Below are 17913 nucleotides of genomic sequence, written 5' to 3' on the forward strand. Positions count from 1 at the left end.
GGTGATCAGTGGTCGTGCGACGCCGGGTCGTGACCGGTCGCGGGGGCGTCCTGTGACGCGGGGGCGGGGCCGCTGTCGGGCGCCGCCTCGACGACGAACGCCGCGGTGCGCACCTCGCCCTCCACCTGGAAGTCGAGGTACAGCAGGTAGCGGCCCGGGGTCGGCGCCTCGACGCCGAACGACACGGTCGGGCCCGACGTCTGCCCCGACTCCGGCTCGGCGCCCTCGGGGTGCGCGTGCAGGTAGGCGAGGTCGCCGTCGCGCAGCGCGACGAGGTGCCCGTAGGCACCGAGGTAGGGCTCGAGCGTCGTGACGGGCTCGTCGTCGCGGGTGACCTCGACGGTCAGCCGGGAGACCGTGCCGGCCTCGAGCTGCCCGTCGAGCGCGACGTCGTACCCGTCGACCGACGCGGTGGTGGAGACCTCGGCGTCGCGGGCCGGGGCGAGGTCGCCCGCGACGTCGACCGTGCGGGTCAGCGTGACGGCGTCGCCCGCGCTGGGCGCGGCGTCGGCGTAGACGCGGTACGTCCCGGCGGCGTCCCAGGCCCACGGGATCGACCAGCGCCCGTCCGCGTCCATCACGGGATGGACGTGCCGGAAGTGCGCGCCGTCGGAGCGCACGACGACGAGGTGCAGACGCTGCTCGTGCGCGACGTCGAACTCCGTGACGGGACCGCCGTCGGGGTCGGTCAGGGTGAAGGCCAGCTCTCCGGCCTCGCCCACGCTCCCGGGAGCCGTGATCTGGCCCAGCGTGTACCCGTCCTGCTCCAGGGACAGTCCGCGCGTCATGTCCGTTCCTCTCGTGCTCTCCTGCTCGGGGTCGTCGCTCGTGGCGACGTGCTGGTCGGGGGCGTGCGAGGCGGCCGGTGCCGGGGCTGCTCCCTCGGGGACGACGGCCCCGGCGACCGCTGCGGAGGCGACGAACACGACGCCGAGCCCCGCGGCGTACAGCCCGATCCGGGCGGGGGCTCTCATGGCACCCGCACCGCCTGGTACCCGGCCTCGTCGACCGCGGCCACGACCGTGGCGTCGTCGAGGGGCTGGTCGGCCGTGACGACGAGCCGACCGGTGGTGGCGCTGACGTCGATCGCGGTCACGCCGGGCACCTGCCCGACCTCTTCGCGCACCGACATCTCGCAGTGCCCGCAGGTCATGCCGGTCACCTGGTACTCGATCTCGACGATGCTCATCGCGTTCCTCCTCGTCCCGGATACCCCGGCGGGGTATCGAACGATGGCGAATATACCCACCAGGGGTATGTGGGTCAAGGGTCGGAGGTCGCGCGACAATGGGGGTGTGACCACCGAACGACTTCCCCGCGTCCGCGCGTCCGAGCTCGTCGGGCGTGGCTGGCTCAACACCGGCGGCCGGACCGTCACCCTCGCGGACCTGCGCGGGAAGGTCGTGATCCTCGACTTCTGGACCTTCTGCTGCGTGAACTGCCTGCACGTCCTCGACGAGCTGCGCGAGCTCGAAGAGGCCCACCGCGACGTGCTGGTCATCGTGGGCGTGCACTCGCCCAAGTTCGAGCACGAGGCGGACCCGGTGGCGCTCGCGGCCGCCGTCGAGCGGTACGAGGTGCATCACCCCGTCCTCGACGACCCCGAGCTCGTCACCTGGTCGGCCTACGCCGCGCGCGCCTGGCCGACCCTCGTCGTCATCGACCCCGAGGGCTACGTCGTCGCGCAGATGGCGGGGGAGGGGCACGCGTCCGCGATCGCCGCCCTGGTCGACGAGCTCGTCGCCGAGCACGAGGCGAAGGGCGCGCTGCACCGCGGCGACGGCCCGTACGTGCCGCCCGCGCCGACGTCGGGCACGCTGCGCTTCCCCGCGAAGGCGATCGAGCTGCCCGGCGGCAACCTCCTCGTCGCGGACGCCGGGCACCACGCGCTCGCCGAGCTCCTGCCCGACGGCGAGACGCTCGTCCGGCGCATCGGGTCCGGCGAGCGCGGGCTCGCCGACGGCGGCCCCGACGACGCGCGGTTCGCCGAGCCGAACGGGCTGTGCCTCGTCCCTGTCGAGCTGCGGTCGTGGCTCGAGTACGACGTCGTCGTCGCGGACACGGCGAACCACGTCCTGCGCGGCGTGCGCCTCGCCGACGGCCACGTGACGACCGTCGCGGGGACGGGCGAGCAGTTCATGGTCGGCGGGGTCGAGAACGTCGTGCTGCGGGAGGGTCGACGGGGTGCCGATGTCACGAGCCACGGTCCGGCCGAGGCGGGCGGGCAGTACGCGCCGCTCGACGTGCGCCTCTCGTCACCCTGGGACGTGGCCTGGTCGCAGGACCTCGCGGCGTTCGTCGTGGCGATGGCGGGGAACCACACGCTGTGGGCGTTCGACGGCGAGCAGGGATCGATGACGCACCTCGCCGGGACCATGAACGAGGGGCTGGAAGACGGGCCCGGTGCGTCGGCCTGGTTCGCCCAGCCGTCCGGGCTGGCCGTCGGTGCGGACCGGGCGATCTGGGTCGCGGACTCGGAGACGTCCGCGCTGCGCCGCGTGACCCCGGCGCCCGGCGGGGGCGTCGAGGTGCGCACCGCCGTCGGGCAGGGGCTGTTCGACTTCGGCCACCGCGACGGCCCGGCCGAGCAGGCGCTGATGCAGCACCCGCTCGGGGTCGCGACCCTGCCCGACGGGAGCGTCGTCGTCGCGGACACCTACGACGGCGCGCTGCGCCGGTTCGCGCCCGCGGCCGGGGAGGCCGGGAGCGTCGGGGACGACACCTCCGGGACTCGTCTCGCCGGCGAGGTCACGACCCTGGCGACGGGCCTCGCGGAGCCGAGCGGCGTCGTCGTGCAGGTGGGCGAGGGGCCGGACGGCGAGCCCCAGGCCCACCTGCTCGTGGTCGAGTCCGCCGCGCACCGGCTGACCCGCGTCGCGCTCCCCGCGTCGCTCGCGGGCGAGGTGCTCGACGGCGGCGCGCACCGCACCCAGCGGCCCGTCACCGACATCGGGGCAGGGCCGCTGTGGCTCGACGTGCCGTTCGTCCCGGCGCCGGGGCAGAAGCTCGACGACCGGTTCGGTCCGTCGACGGAGCTGCGCGTGAGCGCGACGCCGCCCGAGCTGCTGCTGTCCGGGGAGGGGACGGGCGTCGAGCTCGGGCGCGACCTCGTCATCAACCCGGAGGTCCGCGAGGGCGTGCTCCACGTGACCGCGCGGGCGGCGTCGTGCGACGTCGTCCCGCTCGGCCCGGAAGGCGAGCCCGACCCGGACGTCTTCCCTGCGTGCCACCTCGCGCAGCAGGACTGGGGCGTCCCGGTCCGCGTGGTCGACCGCGGTGAGCCGGGCGACGTCCCGACCCTCACGCTGCCTCTGCGGGGGTAGGCCGGCGTCGCGGGGCCCGGCCCGGGCTGGTGCCGGACATGCCCAGGGCCAGGCTTCGAGGAAGCCTGGCCCTGGGGGCGGGTGTCGTCAGCAGACGGTCCAGGAGTGGCCGAGGATGTGGCCCGCGGTGCTGAAGACCTTGGACTGGCCGGCCAGGAGCCGGTAGGAGGCGGTGGCCTTCGCCCCTCCGCCGTTGGCGTAGGACACCACGAGGACCCTGCAGCTCCCGAACGTGTTGGTGTACGTCCGGGTCTCGGCCGCGTTCGCGACGGTGGGCGCAGCGACGGCCAGCGCCGCAGCGGTGGCGACGACGGCGACGAGCCTCTTGAACTTCATCGTTCCCCCTCCATTGGGTGGTGATGCCCGGGGCATCGTGGCACCAGGCTCGCCCCCTGTGGGCGTGGTGCCAGGGGAAGCCTGGCATATGGAAGGGGCCCGCACAATAGACCTGGCGGTCTTGTCTCTGATCCCGTGGGAGGACGGTCAGCCCCAGGTGAGGAGCTCCTCGCCGTGGGCGGCCCACGCACCGACCTCGGCGAGCGAGGTCACGTCGTCGGGAGCCGCCTCGAGCGCGACGACCGGGCACACGGCGGACCGGCCACCGGCGCGGACGGCCTTCGGGTCCCACGAGACGAGCACGGTGCCGCGCTCGACGTGGTCGCCCTGCGCGACGTGCGTGGTGAAGCCCTCGCCGCCGAGCTGGACGGTGTTGATGCCGAGGTGGACGAGGACGGCGCGGCCGTCGTCGTGCTGGACGACGAACGCGTGCGGGTGCAGCTTGACGACCGTGCCCGTGATCGGCGCGACGGCCTCGCCGCCCTGCGCGTCGTCGGGCTCGACGGCCAGCCCCGGCCCGACGAGGCCGGCCGAGAAGACGGGGTCATCGACGTCAGTGACGTCGATGACTGTGCCCGTGACGGGAACGAGCACCGTGAGCGGCGCGGCCATCAGCGCAGGTCCTCGATGTCGGAGGCGATGTTGTCGGCGTCCGGGCCGACGATGACCTGGATCGCGGCGCCCGACCGCACGACGGCGATCGCCCCGGCGGCGGTCAGCGTGGCGTCGTCGACGAGCGCCGGGTCCTCGACCTCGACGCGCAGGCGCGTGATGCACGCCTCCAGGTCGAGGACGTTCGCGTCGCCGCCGAGGCCTCGGAGAATCTGCTCTGCCTTGCTCACGGGTGCTCCTCGTGGTCGTGTTCCGGCCAGGGCCGGGTCAGGTGTCCCGGCCGGCAGCCGTGCCGGTCGGGGTGCGCGGGGCGCGCGGGGTCGGGAGGCCGTCGTCGGGGTGGTGCGGCGGCGGTGGTGCTGCGGTGGTGACGGGACCCTCACATGAGGTCGGCGAGGTCGGACGCGATCGTGTCGACCTGGGGGCCGACGACGACCTGGACGACCCGGCCGTTGACCATGACGCCGAACGCACCGGCGCGCCGCAGGAGCGCGGCGTCGACGAGCGCGGGGTCCTTGACGAGCGATCTCAGCCGGGTGGTGCACGGGTCGATCTCGTCGATGTTCGCCACCCCGCCGAGCCCGGCGAGGATCGTCGCGGCGCGCTCCGCGTCGGACTGTGTCATCGGTCGTTCCCTTCGGTCGCCCGGGCCGGCACTGGCACGGGGTCGAGGTGGTCGGTCGGCGTGGTGTCGGGGGCGGCCGTCGCGGCGGCCGGGTCGGCAGGTGCGTCCGCCGCGCCGGCGCGCGGCACGAGCGTCGGACGCGCCTCGCGCAGCGGGACGAACACGCTGTACCGGTCGCCGCGATAGCTCGACCGGGAGTACATGAGCGGTGCGTCTCCCGCGAACGTGCGGCGGACGGTGCGCATGACGGCGCGCGAGGCGCGCAGCCCGAGGAGCTTCTGCTCCTGGACCGTCGCGTCGGAGGCGGTGATCGTGTCCTCGCCCCACGTCGGGGCCAGGCCGCGCTCGCGCAGGGCGCCGTAGAGGCTCTCGGGGACGCCGTCGTCGAGCAGGTCGGGCGCGAGGTCGACGGGGATCCACGCCTCCTCGACGCTCATGGGGGACCCGTCCGCGGAGCGCAGGCGCACCACGTGGTGCATGGGGTCGCCCGTCGCGCGACCGAGCGACTCGGCGACGGACGCCGGCGCGGGCGCCGTGCCGACCTCGAGCACGTCCGTCCCCGGCTCCATGCCGCGGCGCCGCGCCTCCTCGCCGAACGTCGTGAGGCGCATCTCGAAGTCCGCGCGCGGCGGGGCGACGAACGTCCCACGGCCCTGCGCGCGCTCGAGCACCCCCTCGGTGACGAGCGCGTCGATCGCCTGGCGCACGGTCATGCGCGAGACCCCGAACTTCTCGGTGAGGCTGCGCTCAGAGGGCACCGCGTCGCCGACGGAGAGCTCGCTCGCCACGAGGTCGGCGAGGTAGGCGCGCACCGTGAGGTACTTGTGCTCGCTCGCCTGCGATCGTGACCTGCTCATCGTCGTGCCGCGTCCTCGTCCTCGTCCTGGTTCTGGTCCTTCGTCGGCGCCCGTGCCCTGCCCGGGCGGACGACCCTGCGTCGGTGCCTCGATCTCCACGGGTGCATTGTCCGTCCTGCGACCTGCGGCGACGCGGGTCGTGGACCTGTCCGTGTGTCCCGGGTCACCTCCGGGGGTTGACACATCATGAGGTCTAGACCACTCTTCGTGCAAGTGGTCCAGACAACCTGGACCGGGTGTCCGGCACGCGAGCCCAGGAACGACCCCAGTCGTCCTCGGCGTGCCCGGAGACCGGCAACGACGCCCGTACGACGTCGCGCCACAGCCGCCGCACGACGCACCTCGGCCTGCGCCCCAGGCCCACCCAGGAGGAGAACGACACATGACCACCGTCGCCGAACCGACGAGGACGAAGAAGGGGGTGCCCGGCTTCGCGCAGCTCCAGCGCGTCGGGCGCTCCCTCATGTTGCCCATCGCGTCCCTGCCCGCCGCCGCGCTGCTGCTGCGGCTGGGCCAGGCCGACATGCTCGGCGCCGACGGGGTCGCGGGCACGTGGCCCTGGATGCAGTACGTCGCCGACGTCTTCGCGTCCGCCGGCAACGCGCTCTTCGCGAACCTCCCGCTGCTCTTCGCGGTCGGCGTCGCGGTGGGCTACGCGAGGAAGGCCGACGGCTCCACGGGTCTGGCCGCCGTCATCGGGTACCTGGTGTTCAAGGGCGTGAGCGACGCGCTGTCTCCGGCGGTGCTCGGCAAGCCCGGCGGGGTCACCCCGGACGGGGTGCTCGACAGCGCCGACCCGGCAGCAGTGACGGCCGCCGAGGGCGGCGACTTCTCGCAGCTCCTGACGCACGCGATCGGCATGGGCGTCGACGCCCCGAAGCAGGAGCTGATCAACTACGGCGTCCTCGGGGGCATCGTCATCGGCCTCACGGCCGCGCTGCTCTTCCAGAAGTACTACCGGATCAAGCTCCCGCAGTACCTCGCCTTCTTCGGCGGTCGTCGCTTCGTCCCGATCGTCACGGCCGGTGCCGCCGTCGTCATCGCCGTGATCGGCGCGCTCATCTACCCGGCGTTCGACAGCGGGTTCACCGCGGTGGGCAACTGGGTCACCGGCTCGACCGTCCTGGGTGCCTTCGTCTACGGCACGGTGAACCGTCTGCTCGTGCCGATCGGCCTGCACCACCTGCTCAACTCGCTGCCCTGGTTCCAGTTCGGCGACTACACCGACGCGAGCGGCGAGGTCTGGCACGGCGACATCGCTCGCTTCCTGCACGGCGACCCGACGGCCGGGACGTTCATGACCGGCTTCTTCCCGATCTTCATGTTCGCGCTGCCGGCCGCGGCGCTCGCCATCGTCCACACGTCCAAGGCGAAGAACCGCAAGGTCGTCGCGGGCATCATGGGATCCGCCGCGCTCGTCGCGTTCGTCACGGGCGTCACGGAACCGCTCGAGTTCGCGTTCGTCTACGTGGCCTACCCGCTGTACGCCATCCACGCCGTCCTCACGGGGACGTCGCTCGCGCTCGTCAACGCGATCGGCATCCGTGACGGCTTCGGGTTCTCGGCGGGGGCGATCGACTACCTGCTGAACTTCCGCATCGCCGAGATGCCCCTGCTGCTCATCGTCATCGGCCTGGGCTACGGGGTCATCTACTACTTCCTCTTCCGATTCGTCATCACGCGGTGGAACCTCAAGACCCCGGGTCGTGAGGACGACGAGTCCGGTGCGGAGGACGCCCCGGCCGTCGAGCCGGCGACGTCCGCCGCAGCCGTCACGGCCGCGGACGACACGGCGACCGTCAGCAGGGCGGAGCGTGCAGCGGGGAGCGGCTCGACCGGAGCGCCCGCCGGGTCGGCCGACGCCGGAGGCACGGCGTGACCGTCGCCGACGACGCGACGCGCGCACCTGCGCGGGTCTCTGACCCGGGGCTGACCGGCGTGCCGGTCAGCCCCGGGCGGGGGGCGGGGACGGTCGTGCGGATGCCCGACCCGGTCCCCGAGCCCGATGCGGCCCCGCTCGCCGCAGGCAGCACGGACGCCGACGTGGACCTCGCGGTGACGCAGGTCCTCGCGGCGGTGACGACCGTCCAGGAGGACCTCACGGCCCGCGCCGCGCGGGCCGAGGGCACCGCGGCGGAGGTGCTGGGCGTGACCGCCGCGATGGCGGCGGACCCTGCCCTGGCGCGCGACGCCGTGGGGCGCGTGCGGGAGCAGGGCTCCACCCCGGCGCGCGCCGTGTGGGACGCGGCGGGCGTCGTCGTCGGGCAGCTCGAGGCGCTGGGCGGGCTCATGGCGGAGCGGGCTCGCGACGTGCGCGACGTGCGCGACCGGATCGTCGCGACGCTGCTCGGCCTGCCCGCCCCGGGGGTGCCCGACCCGGGGTTCGCGTTCGTGCTCGTCGCGGACGACCTCGCCCCCGCGGACACCGCGCAGCTCGACCCGGAGCGTGTCCTCGCCGTCGTCACGCGGGGCGGGGGCCCGACGTCGCACACCGCGATCCTGGCCCGCGCCCTCGGCATCCCGGCCGTGGTGGCGGTCGAGGACGCGCTGACGCTGCACGACGGTGCGACGGTGCTCGTGGACGGCGGGCTCGGCACGGTCGAGCGCGACCCGTCCGACGCGGACGTGGCCGCCGTCGTCGCTGCGCGCGGGGCGCGCGGCGAGCGCCGCCGGTTCGCCGGAGAGGGCAGGACGGCGGACGGCCGCCGCGTGGAGCTCCTCGCCAACGTCGCCAACGGGGAGGACGCCCGGGCGGCCGCGGAGGCGGGCGCGGAGGGTGTGGGGCTCTTCCGCACCGAGGTGTGCTTCCTGGGCCGCACGGTCGAGCCGACGATCGACGAGCAGGTCGCGGCCTACCGCGAGGTGCTCGCGGCGTTCGGCGGCCGCAAGGTCGTCGTGCGCACGCTCGACGCGGGCGCGGACAAGCCGCTCCCGTTCGTCACGCCCGAGGCCGAGCCCAACCCGGCGCTCGGGGTGCGTGGCCTGCGGACCGCGCGCCGCCACCCCGAGGTGCTCGACCGCCAGCTCACGGCGATCGCGCGCGCCGCGGCGGAAGAGGCGGCCGAGGTGTGGGTCATGGCGCCGATGATCGCGACGCCCGACGAGGCGGAGTCCTTCGTCGCGCTGTGCGCGGAGCACGGCCTCGGCACGGCGGGCGTGATGATCGAGGTGCCCGCCGCGGCCCTCGGGGCGCGCTGGGTGCTCGCCAAGGCGTCGTTCGCGAGCATCGGCACGAACGACCTCACGCAGTACACGATGGCCGCCGACCGCGAGGTCTCCGACCTCGCCCGCCTGTCGACGGCCTGGCAGCCGACCGTCCTCGCGCTCGTCGGGGCGACCGGCTCGGGGGCGGCGCTCAACGGGCGTCCGCTCGGCGTCTGCGGCGAGGCCGCGGCCGACCCGGTGCTCGCTCCGGTGCTGGTGGGGCTCGGCGTGACGTCGCTGTCCATGACGCCGCGCGCGCTCGCCGACGTCGCGGCGGTGCTCGAAGCCACGACGGCAGAGCAGTGCGAGGAGCTCGCGTTCCTCGCGCTCCAGCAGCCCACGCCCGACGCCGCCCGCGCGGCCGTGCGGTCCCGCCTCCCGATCCTGGACGAGCTGGGTCTGTAGCAGGACCGCTGCCGAACCCGGGGTCGCGGGTCACCGAGACGATTCGGTGACCCGCTACCCCGGGTTCGGCAGCGGACGGTGCGTGCTGGACCCCGGTCGGGGCGGAGGCTCGCCGGCTACAGCACCGCGAGGGTGCCGAGCCCGGACTGGGGCTGCACGCCCGGAGGTGCGAGGCAGCCGAGCAGGTCGAGGTTGGACTGGACGACGACCTCGGTGAACGACGCCCCGACGAACGGCCCGGAGACGACGACGCCGGTGAGCGTGAGGACGGTCTGCCCGGCGACGTCCTGGCTGGTCGACGTCCCGGTGACCGTGCTCTTCTCCCCGGTGTCCCAGGTGACCTCGAACGTGCCGGAGGCGGACGGCGGCAGGGCGCTGAGGCACCCACGCTTCGAGAACCGTCCACGGTTCCGACGTGTGAATATGCAACCGTAGGGTTGCGTCCGACGGTCACCCGGTCTACCTTGGTGTGCAACCAAGTAGTTGCACTATCGGATGGACGGGAGAGCGGCGATGGTGGACATCCTGCACAGGGTCGGGGTCGAGGGGTCGACGCCGGAGGCGGTGTACCGGGCGCTGACGACGGTCGACGGGCTCGCCGGCTGGTGGACCGAGGACACGACGGGCAGCGAGGGCGTCGGGGGAGTCCTCGCGTTCCGGTTCCCGCCGGTCGGGGGGTTCGACATGGAGGTCGTCGAGCTGCGGCCGTCGGAACGGGTGGTGTGGCGCGTCGTCGACGGGCCGGAGGAGTGGGTCGGCACGACGGTCGAGTGGGACCTGCGGCAGGACGGCGACTGGACGATCGTGCTGTTCGGCCACCGAGGCTGGGCCGAGCCCGTCGAGTTCATGCACCACTGCAGCACCAAGTGGGCGTCGTACCTCCTGAGCCTCAAGGCGCTCGCAGAGACAGGTGCGGGCGCGCCCGCCCCGCGCGACGTGCAGATCAGCGACTGGCACTGACCTGTCGACGGCAGACCCCGTCGTGGGCTCGTCGGGGACGCTGCGCGGGGCGGGCCGTCCGGCGCGGTCAGGCGACCTCGGTCTGCTCCAGGAACGACGCGAGGGCGTCGATCGAGGCGCTCGCGTCGTCGCCGTCGGCGTCGGTCGACAGCACGACCTCGTCCCCGGCGGTCACGCCGAGCGTCATGACGCTGAGGATGCTCGCGGCCTCCACGGGGTCGCCGCCCTGCTTGGAGATGCGCACGGGCGTGGGCTGGGCGGCGGCGGCCTTGACGAACAGGGCGGCGGGGCGGGCGTGAAGGCCCTCGGTGATCGCGACGACGACGGCACGGTCCATGGTTGGTTCCTCCGGGCAGACAAGTGGTCTGGACCAGTGCATCCTAGGGGATCGCCGCCCACAAGGCGAGGGCCCAAGGGCCTCCCGTCCGAACGCCGTCGCGGGCGCTTCCGCCCGGATCACACGTCGCGTGCCGCGCGCGCACCGTCCCGCCGCTCGAGCGTCGAGCGCGCCGCCGCGAGCCGCGCGATCGGGACGCGGTACGGCGAGCACGACACGTAGTCCAGGCCGATCTCGTCGAACAGCGCGACGGACGCCGGGTCGCCGCCGTGCTCGCCGCACACCCCGGCATGGAGACCCGGTCGGGCACGGCGCCCGCGCTCGAGCCCGACGTGCACGAGCTCCCCGACCCCGTCCCGGTCGATCGTCGCGAACGGGTTCGTGCCGACGACGCCCGCCTCCAAGTAGGCGGTGAGGAACGACCCCTCGGCGTCGTCGCGGGAGATGCCGAGCGTCGTCTGCGTGAGGTCGTTCGTGCCGAACGAGAAGAACTCCGCGTGCTCGGCGATGCGGTCCGCGACGAGCGCCGCGCGGGGAAGCTCGATCATCGTCCCGACGGCGTACGGCAGCGGGGCGTCAGCGCCCTCGAGCTCTTCCGCCATCGTCGCGTCGACGACCTCGCGCATCCGCCGCAGCTCCTCCGAGAACCCGACGAGCGGCACCATGATCTCCACGCGCGGGTCGTGCCCGGCCGCGCGCACCGCGAGCGCCGCGCGGGCGATCGCCCGCACCTGCATCGCGGCGATCTGCGGGTGCAGCAGCGCGAGCCGCACGCCGCGCGTGCCGAGCATGGGGTTCATCTCGCTCAGCCGCCGCACCTGCGCGAGGAGGTGGCGCGCGCGGGCGAGCCGCGCCGTCGTCTCCCCGCCGCCGGCCGCGGCGGCCCAGCCCTCGAAGACGGCGTCCGTCCCGTGCAGCGGTGCGCCGGGGTCCCCGACCTCGTCCTCGAGCCGCTGCACGACGAGCGACTGCTCGACGAGGTCGGGCAGGAACTCGTGCAGCGGCGGGTCGAGGAGGCGGATCGTCACGGGCAGCCCCGACATCGCGGCGAAGATCTCCTCGAAGTCCGCCTGCTGCATGGGCAGCAGGCGGTCGAGCGCCGCCGCGCGCGCGGCGTCGGTCTCGGCGAGGATCATCTCGCGCACGACGGGGAGCCGGTCGGGCGCCATGAACATGTGCTCGGTGCGGCACAGCCCGATGCCCTCGGCACCGAGCTCGCGCGCCTTGGCCGCGTCCTCGCCCGTGTCGGCGTTGGCCCGGACGCCGAGGCGCCGCACGTCGTCGGCCCAGCCGAGCACGGCCCGGAAGTCGTCGGTGACCTGGGGCGGCACGAGCGGCAGCGCGCCCGCGTAGACGTCGCCGGTCGTGCCGTCGAGCGTGATCGTGTCGTCCTCGGTGAGCACGTGGTCCCCGACGTGGACGCGACGCCCCTCGACGTCGATCCGCAGCGCGCCGGCGCCCGCGACGCACGGCTTGCCCATGCCGCGTGCGACGACCGCCGCGTGCGACGTCATGCCGCCGTGCGCGGTGAGCACCCCCTGCGCGGCGATGACGCCCGCGATGTCGTCGGGGTTCGTCTCCCACCGCACGAGCACGACCGCCTCGCCGGCCTTCCCGCGCTCGGCCGCGGTCTCGGCGTCGAGCACCACGCGCCCGACGGCGGCCCCCGGCGACGCGTTGAGCCCGCGCGTGAGCGGGGTCGCGCCGTGGCCGGGGTCGAGCGCCGGGTGCAGCAGCTGGTCGAGCTGCGCCGGGTCCAGGCGCCGCAGGGCGGTGTCCCGGTCGATCACGCCCTCGTCGACGAGCTCGCGCGCGACCCGGAGAGCCGCCTGCGCGGTGCGCTTCCCGGTGCGGGTCTGCAGGAGGTAGAGCGCGCCGTCGTCCACCGTGAACTCGATGTCCTGCATGTCGCCGTAGTGCTGCTCGAGCCGGGTCATGGTCGTGCGCAGCTCGCGGAACGCGTCGGGCAGCACGGTCTCCATCTCCGCGAGGGGCCGGGGCGTGCGGATGCCGGCGACGACGTCCTCACCCTGCGCGTCCACGAGGAACTCGCCGTAGAGCTCCTTGGCGCCCGTCGACGGGTTGCGCGTGAAGCACACTCCCGTCGCCGACGTCGCGCCCTTGTTGCCGAACACCATCCGCATCACGTTGACGGCGGTGCCCAGGTCGTCGGGGATCCCGTTCGCCTTCCGGTACACCGCGGCGCGCGGGTTGCCCCACGACGCGAACACCGCGTCGACCGACCGCCGGAGCTGCTCGCGCGGGTCCGTCGGCAGGTCCTCGCTCGTGTGCTGCCGCGCGACCGCGCGGAACGTCGCGACGAGCCCGCGCAGGTCGTCCGCGTCCAGGTCCGTGTCCTGCGCGACGCCGCGGCGCGCCTTGAGCGCGTCGAGCTCGTCCGCGAACGCGTGGGCGGGCACGCCCTCGACCACCTCGCCGTACATCTGCACGAACCGTCGGTACGAGTCCCAGGCGAAGCGCGCGTTGCCGGACTCGGCCGCGAGCCCCTCGACCGAGTCGTCCGAGATCCCGAGGTTGAGGATCGTGTCCATCATCCCGGGCATGGAGAACACGGCGCCCGAGCGCACCGACACGAGCAGCGGGCGCTCGCGCGCGCCGAGCCGACGCCCCGTGCGATCCTCGAGCGCGTCGAGGTGCGTGACGACCTCGTCCCACAGGCCGTCCGGCCACGACCCGCCGCGCTCCATGGCCGCGACGCACGCCGCCGTCGTCACGGTGAAGCCGTCCGGGACGGGCACGCCGATGCGGCGCATCTCTGCGACCCCCGCGCCCTTGCCGCCCAGCAGGGCCCGCATGTCGGCGCGGCCCTCCGCGAGGTCGTAGACGTACCGGTCGCTCATGGCTGCTCCTCGTGGTCGGCGGCGGTGGCCGCGCCGTCTCCTGCCCGACGGCGGTCCGCCGCCCGGGTCTGCGGGGTCGCCCGGGCGAGGTCGTCGCCCGGGGGCTGCGGTGCGTCGTCGGGCGCGAGGGCCCGACGGCGCGCGGTGACGAGCTCGACGACGCGCCCCGCGGCCTCCTCGAGCGCGAGCGTCGTCGTGTCGAGGACCGGGCAGCCGAGCCGCCGCTGGAGCCGGGAGACCTCGTCGAGCTCGTCGTGGATGCGCGCGAGGTCGGCGTACCCGCCGAGGGCCGTGCCGCCGTGGCCCCGGTGGCTCCCGAGGCCGGCGACGCCCATCGCGTGCACGCGGCGCTGCCGGATCTCGAGCAGGCGCTCGGGGTCGATCGTCAGGCCCACGACCTTCCAGCGCTCCGCCTCGAACAGCTCGCGCGGCGGTGCGACGCCCGGGACGAGGGGGATGTTCGCGGTGGGGTAGCCGAGATAGCCGAGGTACATCGACAGCGGGGTCTTGCCCGTGCGCGACGCCCCGACGAGCACGACCTGCGCCTCGTCGAGCCCGTCGGTGAGGTGGCCGTCGTCGTTCGCGACCGCGAACTCCATCGCGTGGATGCGGTCGAAGTAGTCCGCGGCGAGCCCGACCGGCTGCACGACGCGCGCCGGCTGCGCGCCCGTGCGCGCCGTGAACGCGTCGAGCGCGGGGGCCAGCAGGTCGGCGCACGGGACGTCGAGCGCCGCGCACGCATCGAGCACGCGCGTGCGCAGCGCGTCGTCGACGACGGTGCAGAACACCACGGCCGCGGCAGGGTCGGCGCGGAGCTGGGCCACGACGTCGTCCACGCCCTGCGCGGTGTGCAGCCGCGGGTGCCGCACGACCCGGACCTGCTGCCCGGGGAACTGCGCCTGCGTGGCGCGCGCGACGCGGGTCCCGGTGTCTCCCGTCGAGTCCGCGACCACGTGGATGTCGATGACGCGCGCCGTCGCCGTCATGCCCCCAGGCTAGGCGGGCCCCGGGTCGTGCTGCATCCGAGAGGCTCCCGGCGTACCCGGAGGTGCCGGGCGGACGCGCGGTGCCGCCGTGGGACGACCTCACTACGGTGGACGCCGGGCGGACGACGTGCGTCCGACAGCAGGGGGGACGAGCATGCCGGAGACGGTGATCACCATCAGGGCCGAACGGGGTGGCGCGCGGCGCGGCCACGGGTCGGCCGACGCGCCCGCGGGCAGGGCGCTCCAGTTCCACGGCTGTACCGACGGCTGCTGCCCGCCTCCCGACCTCCACGTCAGGGGCGTCGCGGGGTCGGTCGTGGCGGACCGCGACGGGTGGCGCCTCGCCAACCTGAGCACGGTGATGCCGCTGCGTGTCTGGAACCTCGACGACCCCCGGGACCGGCTGCGCCTGCTGCCCGGGTGCGCGACGGCGCCGCCGTTCGACCTCGCGGGGATCGCGGGAGCGAGCGGTCACGTGCTCACGGTCTTCGGGCCCGAGCAGGGCGGCGTGTCCGACGCCCGGTGCGTCGGCCAGGTCCGGGAGTCCTGGGGCCTGGACCCCGGGAGCCGCCGCCACGCGGTCATGACCGCGCTCGTCGCGGACCGGATGCGCGGCGACAGCTCCGCTCCGCTGCCCACGGCTCGGGAGATCGGCGTGCGGTTGGGGATCTCCCACCGCACGGTCCAGGAGCACCTGGTCCAGCTCGCCGAACAGCTCGGGGTGCCCGACCCGGGACACCGGCGGGCGGGTTGGATCCAGGAGGCGCTCGTCGAGTTCGCCCTCCTGCACCCCTACGTCCCGGCGCCGGGTGCCCGCGCTCCCTGGTAGTCCGGCCGTGCCGAGCCCGTGCCGTACGGGTTGGGCGAACGCGACATCACGGGCACGCTGGACGACGTCGCGGCGCCGTGACACCTGTCCAGCACTGTCCAGCAAGGGGGAGAGACACGATGTTCGGAAAGCTCCGGAAGCCTGTGGTCGCGGTCGCACTGGCCGTCGCGGCCGTGGCCGGCGGCGCGGGTACCGCCTACGCGACGATCTCGTACGTCGGCGGCGGCACGTGGGACCACGGCGTGGGTGGAGGGACCGTCTGGTCCGACTACTACCACGGCTCCAAGTGCCACGGCTCGTCCGTGCAGGGGACGTACTACGAGAAGCGGTACGCCTCGGCGGGCCGGTGGTCGATGGCCGACGCGCCCAGCAGGGCCTTCGTGGTCGACAAGGCCTGGTACGACACCTCGTGCTGACCTGATCGACCTGCGGGGCGGGGTCCGACGACCCCGCCCCGCGCTGCTCCGCCGCCGCCGTCAGCCCGTCCAGAGTGAGTCCCCATGCTGCCTCGACTCGTCCGTTCCGCCTATGTGCTCGGCGTCGTCCTTCCCGTGCTCCTCGCGCTCCAGCTCTTCCTCGCCTTCGACGAGGCCGAGGGCGCGGGCGCCGAGTTCCAGGTCGTGGCCCAGCAGATCACCGCCGACGGGCGGCTGTCGGCGACCGACCTGGCTCCGGTGCTCCAGGAGACGGCCGTGGAGTCCGGCGCCGACATCGGCATGGTCGCGTTCGACATGACCGACCCGACGCACCGCAAGCACGTGTTCGCGATCGCGGGCCGGGACGACGGCGAGGTGGCCGAGCGGCTGGCCGGCGGCTATCGCCACTTCTCGCCGCAGATCGAGGAGGACTACCGCCCGTTCGCCGACGTCGGCGACGTGGATCCGCGGGGGTACTACCTCGTCTGGGGCGACCGTGCCGACGCGGACACCTTCCTCGCGGCGATGGGACGTCTGGGGATCACGGGGGAGGTCGCGCCCTACCCGGGCCGCGTCGGCGACCTGGCGACCGACGGCGCGGCCTTCCTGGGTCCCGTCACCGGGACCGCGGCGGCCGTGTCCCTCCTCGCCCTGGTGGTCATGATCGGCGGCGGGGTCGTGATGAGCGCCCAGTCGTACGGCGTGCAGCGGCTCCAGGGGAGGTCCTTCGGCGTCGCGCTGCGGCGCGACCTGGCCGAGGCGAGCAGGCTGCTCGCGCTGACGGCGGGGGTGGTGGCACTCCTCGGCGGTGGGGTGCTGTGGTTCTACAACCGGGGAGCGCGGGCGGGGGAGCTCCTCGTCGTGGTCCTGGCCGCCGTCGTGGTGTTCCTCGGGGTCATCGTCGTCACGCACCTCGGCGCGGCAGGGCTCGCCTTCCGGGTGCCGATCCTGGCCGCGGTCAAGGGCCAGTTCTCCGCGGGCTGGGCCCTGGCCGGCATCCTCGGGGTCCGGGTCGTCGGCGTCCTGCTCGCCGCGGGCGTCGCGTTCACGACCGTGCAGACGGCGATGCAGGTGGCCGACAGGTCGGCCGAGCAGGAACGGTGGGCGACGGCGGCCGACGCGGTGTACGTCCGGCTGTCCGGGCAGATGGGTGGTGACGACCCCGAGCTGGAGAGCCGGTACGGGGCGATGGCGCACGATGCCGTGGACCGCGACGACGCAGTCCTGGTCGACGACGTCACGGCCGACCTCTCCACGGCCGGAGACCCGGGTCGTGGCTCGCCGCGCCAGACGCGCTCGCTGCCGTGCCCGGTGCTGCTCGTCAGCGACACCTACCTCGACCGGCAGCAGGTCCTGGACCGGTCGGGAGCTCGCGTCTCCGCGGTCGCCGACGACGCCGTGACCGTCCTCGCTCCGCCGGGCTGCCAGGAGTCCGCCCGCGAGGGGGCCGCGTACGTGGCCATGGGCGGTGACCCGGACTCGACCCCCGTCGTCACCCAGGAGGTCGCCGCGGGCCAGGACCAGTTCGTCTACGGCACGCTGGACGACGTGCGCGGCGCGGCGCTGCTGCGCGACGCCGTGCTGGTCGTCCTCCCGTCAGGGCTGGACGTGGTGCCCGAGCCCTTCTGGGGTGGCTACCTCACCACGGGCAACATCGTGTTCGACGACGCCGCGAGCGCCGAGCGGTACGTCGAAGAGTACGACGTCGGTTCCATCGTCAACGGGATCTGGTCCGCGAGACAGCACTCCGCCGCGCAGTACGCCGAGGTGGTGTCGAACCTGCGGATCTCGCTGCTGAGCCTGGCGGTGGCCGTCGTCGTGATGATCGTGACGGCCGTCAGCGTGAGCGCGGTCCATGTCCGCCGGTCGGCCCAGCTCGTCTACGTCCGGCACATCACCGGATGGCCCGCCTGGTACTCCCACCGTCTCGTGCTGGTGCTCGAGCTCTTCCTGGCCGCTCTGGTGATCGGTGCCGGCGCGGTGCTGGGGCAGCAGGGGGCGAGGTTCCAGGCGGCGGTCTTCGCCGGGCAGGCGGCGCAGTGGCGTCTCGGCATCGCGGTCGCGGTCGCTGTCCTGGCCGTCTGCTCGGTGCTCCTCGGCCTTCGCTGGGCGACTGCCCGGTTGATCGCCACCCGGTCCGCCGACTCCTGACACGACCCGTC

At 74.1% G+C, this 17913-nt stretch carries 18 protein-coding genes; 7 read left to right on the forward strand and 11 right to left on the reverse strand.

Annotation, left to right across the window (positions count from 1 at the left end; all coding sequences use genetic code 11):
- Window positions 1-5: 5 nt before the first annotated feature.
- Together JOE63_RS03700 and JOE63_RS03705 are read right to left on the reverse strand one after the other, a co-directional pair.
- Complete coding sequence (locus JOE63_RS03700) at window positions 6-974, reverse strand: heavy metal-binding domain-containing protein (protein ID WP_087470794.1); 969 nt, start codon at window positions 972-974, stop codon at window positions 6-8.
- A complete protein-coding gene (locus JOE63_RS03705; RefSeq protein ID WP_087470795.1) occupies window positions 971-1189 on the reverse strand; it encodes a heavy-metal-associated domain-containing protein in 219 nt (72 codons plus the stop codon). Before JOE63_RS03705 ends, JOE63_RS03700 begins: the two co-directional genes overlap by 4 nt.
- Window positions 1190-1256: 67 nt before the next feature.
- On the opposite strand from JOE63_RS03705, the gene JOE63_RS03710 reads away from it, so the two are divergent.
- Window positions 1257-3323 carry an NHL domain-containing thioredoxin family protein gene (locus JOE63_RS03710; protein ID WP_204539250.1) on the forward strand — a complete coding sequence of 689 codons (2067 nt, stop codon included), beginning with the start codon at window positions 1257-1259 and terminating at the stop codon, window positions 3321-3323.
- Window positions 3324-3410: 87 nt separating this feature from the next.
- Here JOE63_RS03710 and JOE63_RS03715 read toward each other — a convergent pair whose 3' ends face one another.
- From JOE63_RS03715 to JOE63_RS03735, 5 genes are all read right to left on the reverse strand, one after another.
- On the reverse strand, window positions 3411-3659 hold the full coding sequence (locus JOE63_RS03715) for a hypothetical protein (protein ID WP_087470798.1): 249 nt from the start codon (window positions 3657-3659) through the stop codon (window positions 3411-3413).
- 147 nt (window positions 3660-3806) lie between these two features.
- Complete coding sequence (locus JOE63_RS03720) at window positions 3807-4271, reverse strand: PTS sugar transporter subunit IIA (RefSeq protein ID WP_087470799.1); 465 nt, start codon at window positions 4269-4271, stop codon at window positions 3807-3809.
- Window positions 4271-4501, reverse strand: coding sequence for a PTS transporter subunit EIIB (locus JOE63_RS03725; protein WP_087470800.1), 231 nt, complete (start codon window positions 4499-4501; stop codon window positions 4271-4273). Before JOE63_RS03725 ends, JOE63_RS03720 begins: the two co-directional genes overlap by 1 nt.
- A 149-nt stretch (window positions 4502-4650) precedes the next feature.
- Entirely contained in the window at window positions 4651-4896 is a 246-nt protein-coding gene (locus JOE63_RS03730) for a PTS transporter subunit EIIB (RefSeq protein WP_024839826.1), read from the reverse strand.
- Window positions 4893-5753 (reverse strand): GntR family transcriptional regulator, encoded by an 861-nt coding sequence (locus JOE63_RS03735; protein ID WP_087470801.1) that lies wholly within the window; start codon window positions 5751-5753, stop codon window positions 4893-4895. The genes JOE63_RS03730 and JOE63_RS03735 overlap by 4 nt, the downstream gene beginning before the upstream one ends.
- A gap of 382 nt (window positions 5754-6135) precedes the next feature.
- Between JOE63_RS03735 and JOE63_RS03740 the strand changes: the two genes are divergently transcribed.
- Complete coding sequence (locus tag JOE63_RS03740; protein ID WP_087470802.1) at window positions 6136-7632, forward strand: PTS transporter subunit EIIC; 1497 nt, start codon at window positions 6136-6138, stop codon at window positions 7630-7632.
- A 50-nt stretch (window positions 7633-7682) separates the two neighbouring features.
- A complete protein-coding gene (ptsP, locus tag JOE63_RS03745; RefSeq protein ID WP_087472698.1) occupies window positions 7683-9362 on the forward strand; it encodes a phosphoenolpyruvate--protein phosphotransferase in 1680 nt (559 codons plus the stop codon).
- Window positions 9363-9478: 116 nt separating this feature from the next.
- Here the strand turns inward: ptsP and JOE63_RS03750 are convergent, their stop codons facing one another.
- Window positions 9479-9841 carry a hypothetical protein gene (locus JOE63_RS03750; protein WP_087470803.1) on the reverse strand — a complete coding sequence of 121 codons (363 nt, stop codon included), beginning with the start codon at window positions 9839-9841 and terminating at the stop codon, window positions 9479-9481.
- A 16-nt stretch (window positions 9842-9857) separates the two neighbouring features.
- On the opposite strand from JOE63_RS03750, the gene JOE63_RS03755 reads away from it, so the two are divergent.
- On the forward strand, window positions 9858-10322 hold the full coding sequence (locus tag JOE63_RS03755) for an SRPBCC family protein (protein ID WP_239576611.1): 465 nt from the start codon (window positions 9858-9860) through the stop codon (window positions 10320-10322).
- Window positions 10323-10389: 67 nt separating this feature from the next.
- Here the strand turns inward: JOE63_RS03755 and JOE63_RS03760 are convergent, their stop codons facing one another.
- The 3 genes from JOE63_RS03760 to JOE63_RS03770 all read right to left on the reverse strand — a co-directional run bounded on the left by JOE63_RS03760 (window position 10390) and on the right by JOE63_RS03770 (window position 14506).
- Window positions 10390-10659, reverse strand: a complete 270-nt coding sequence (locus tag JOE63_RS03760) for an HPr family phosphocarrier protein (protein WP_087470805.1) — start codon at window positions 10657-10659, stop codon at window positions 10390-10392.
- Between the two features lie 119 nt (window positions 10660-10778).
- Window positions 10779-13520 (reverse strand): pyruvate, phosphate dikinase, encoded by a 2742-nt coding sequence (ppdK, locus tag JOE63_RS03765; RefSeq protein WP_204539255.1) that lies wholly within the window; start codon window positions 13518-13520, stop codon window positions 10779-10781.
- A complete protein-coding gene (locus JOE63_RS03770; RefSeq protein ID WP_204539258.1) occupies window positions 13517-14506 on the reverse strand; it encodes a pyruvate, water dikinase regulatory protein in 990 nt (329 codons plus the stop codon). Before JOE63_RS03770 ends, ppdK begins: the two co-directional genes overlap by 4 nt.
- Before the next feature lie 154 nt (window positions 14507-14660).
- Between JOE63_RS03770 and JOE63_RS03775 the strand changes: the two genes are divergently transcribed.
- The 3 genes from JOE63_RS03775 (at window position 14661) to JOE63_RS03785 (ending at window position 17902) form a co-directional block, all read left to right on the forward strand.
- The gene (locus JOE63_RS03775) at window positions 14661-15335 is read left to right on the forward strand and encodes a hypothetical protein (protein ID WP_087470808.1); all 675 of its coding nucleotides are present in this window, start codon (window positions 14661-14663) and stop codon (window positions 15333-15335) included.
- A gap of 119 nt (window positions 15336-15454) precedes the next feature.
- Entirely contained in the window at window positions 15455-15751 is a 297-nt protein-coding gene (locus JOE63_RS03780; protein ID WP_087470809.1) for a lactococcin 972 family bacteriocin, read from the forward strand.
- Between the two features lie 84 nt (window positions 15752-15835).
- Window positions 15836-17902: a bacteriocin-associated integral membrane family protein gene (locus tag JOE63_RS03785; RefSeq protein ID WP_204539262.1), complete on the forward strand. Its 2067-nt coding sequence runs from the start codon at window positions 15836-15838 to the stop codon at window positions 17900-17902.
- The last annotated feature ends 11 nt before the right edge of the window (window positions 17903-17913 follow it).

Origin of the sequence: Cellulosimicrobium cellulans, assembly GCF_016907755.1 — a bacterium.
GTDB lineage: Bacteria > Actinomycetota > Actinomycetes > Actinomycetales > Cellulomonadaceae > Cellulosimicrobium > Cellulosimicrobium cellulans_D.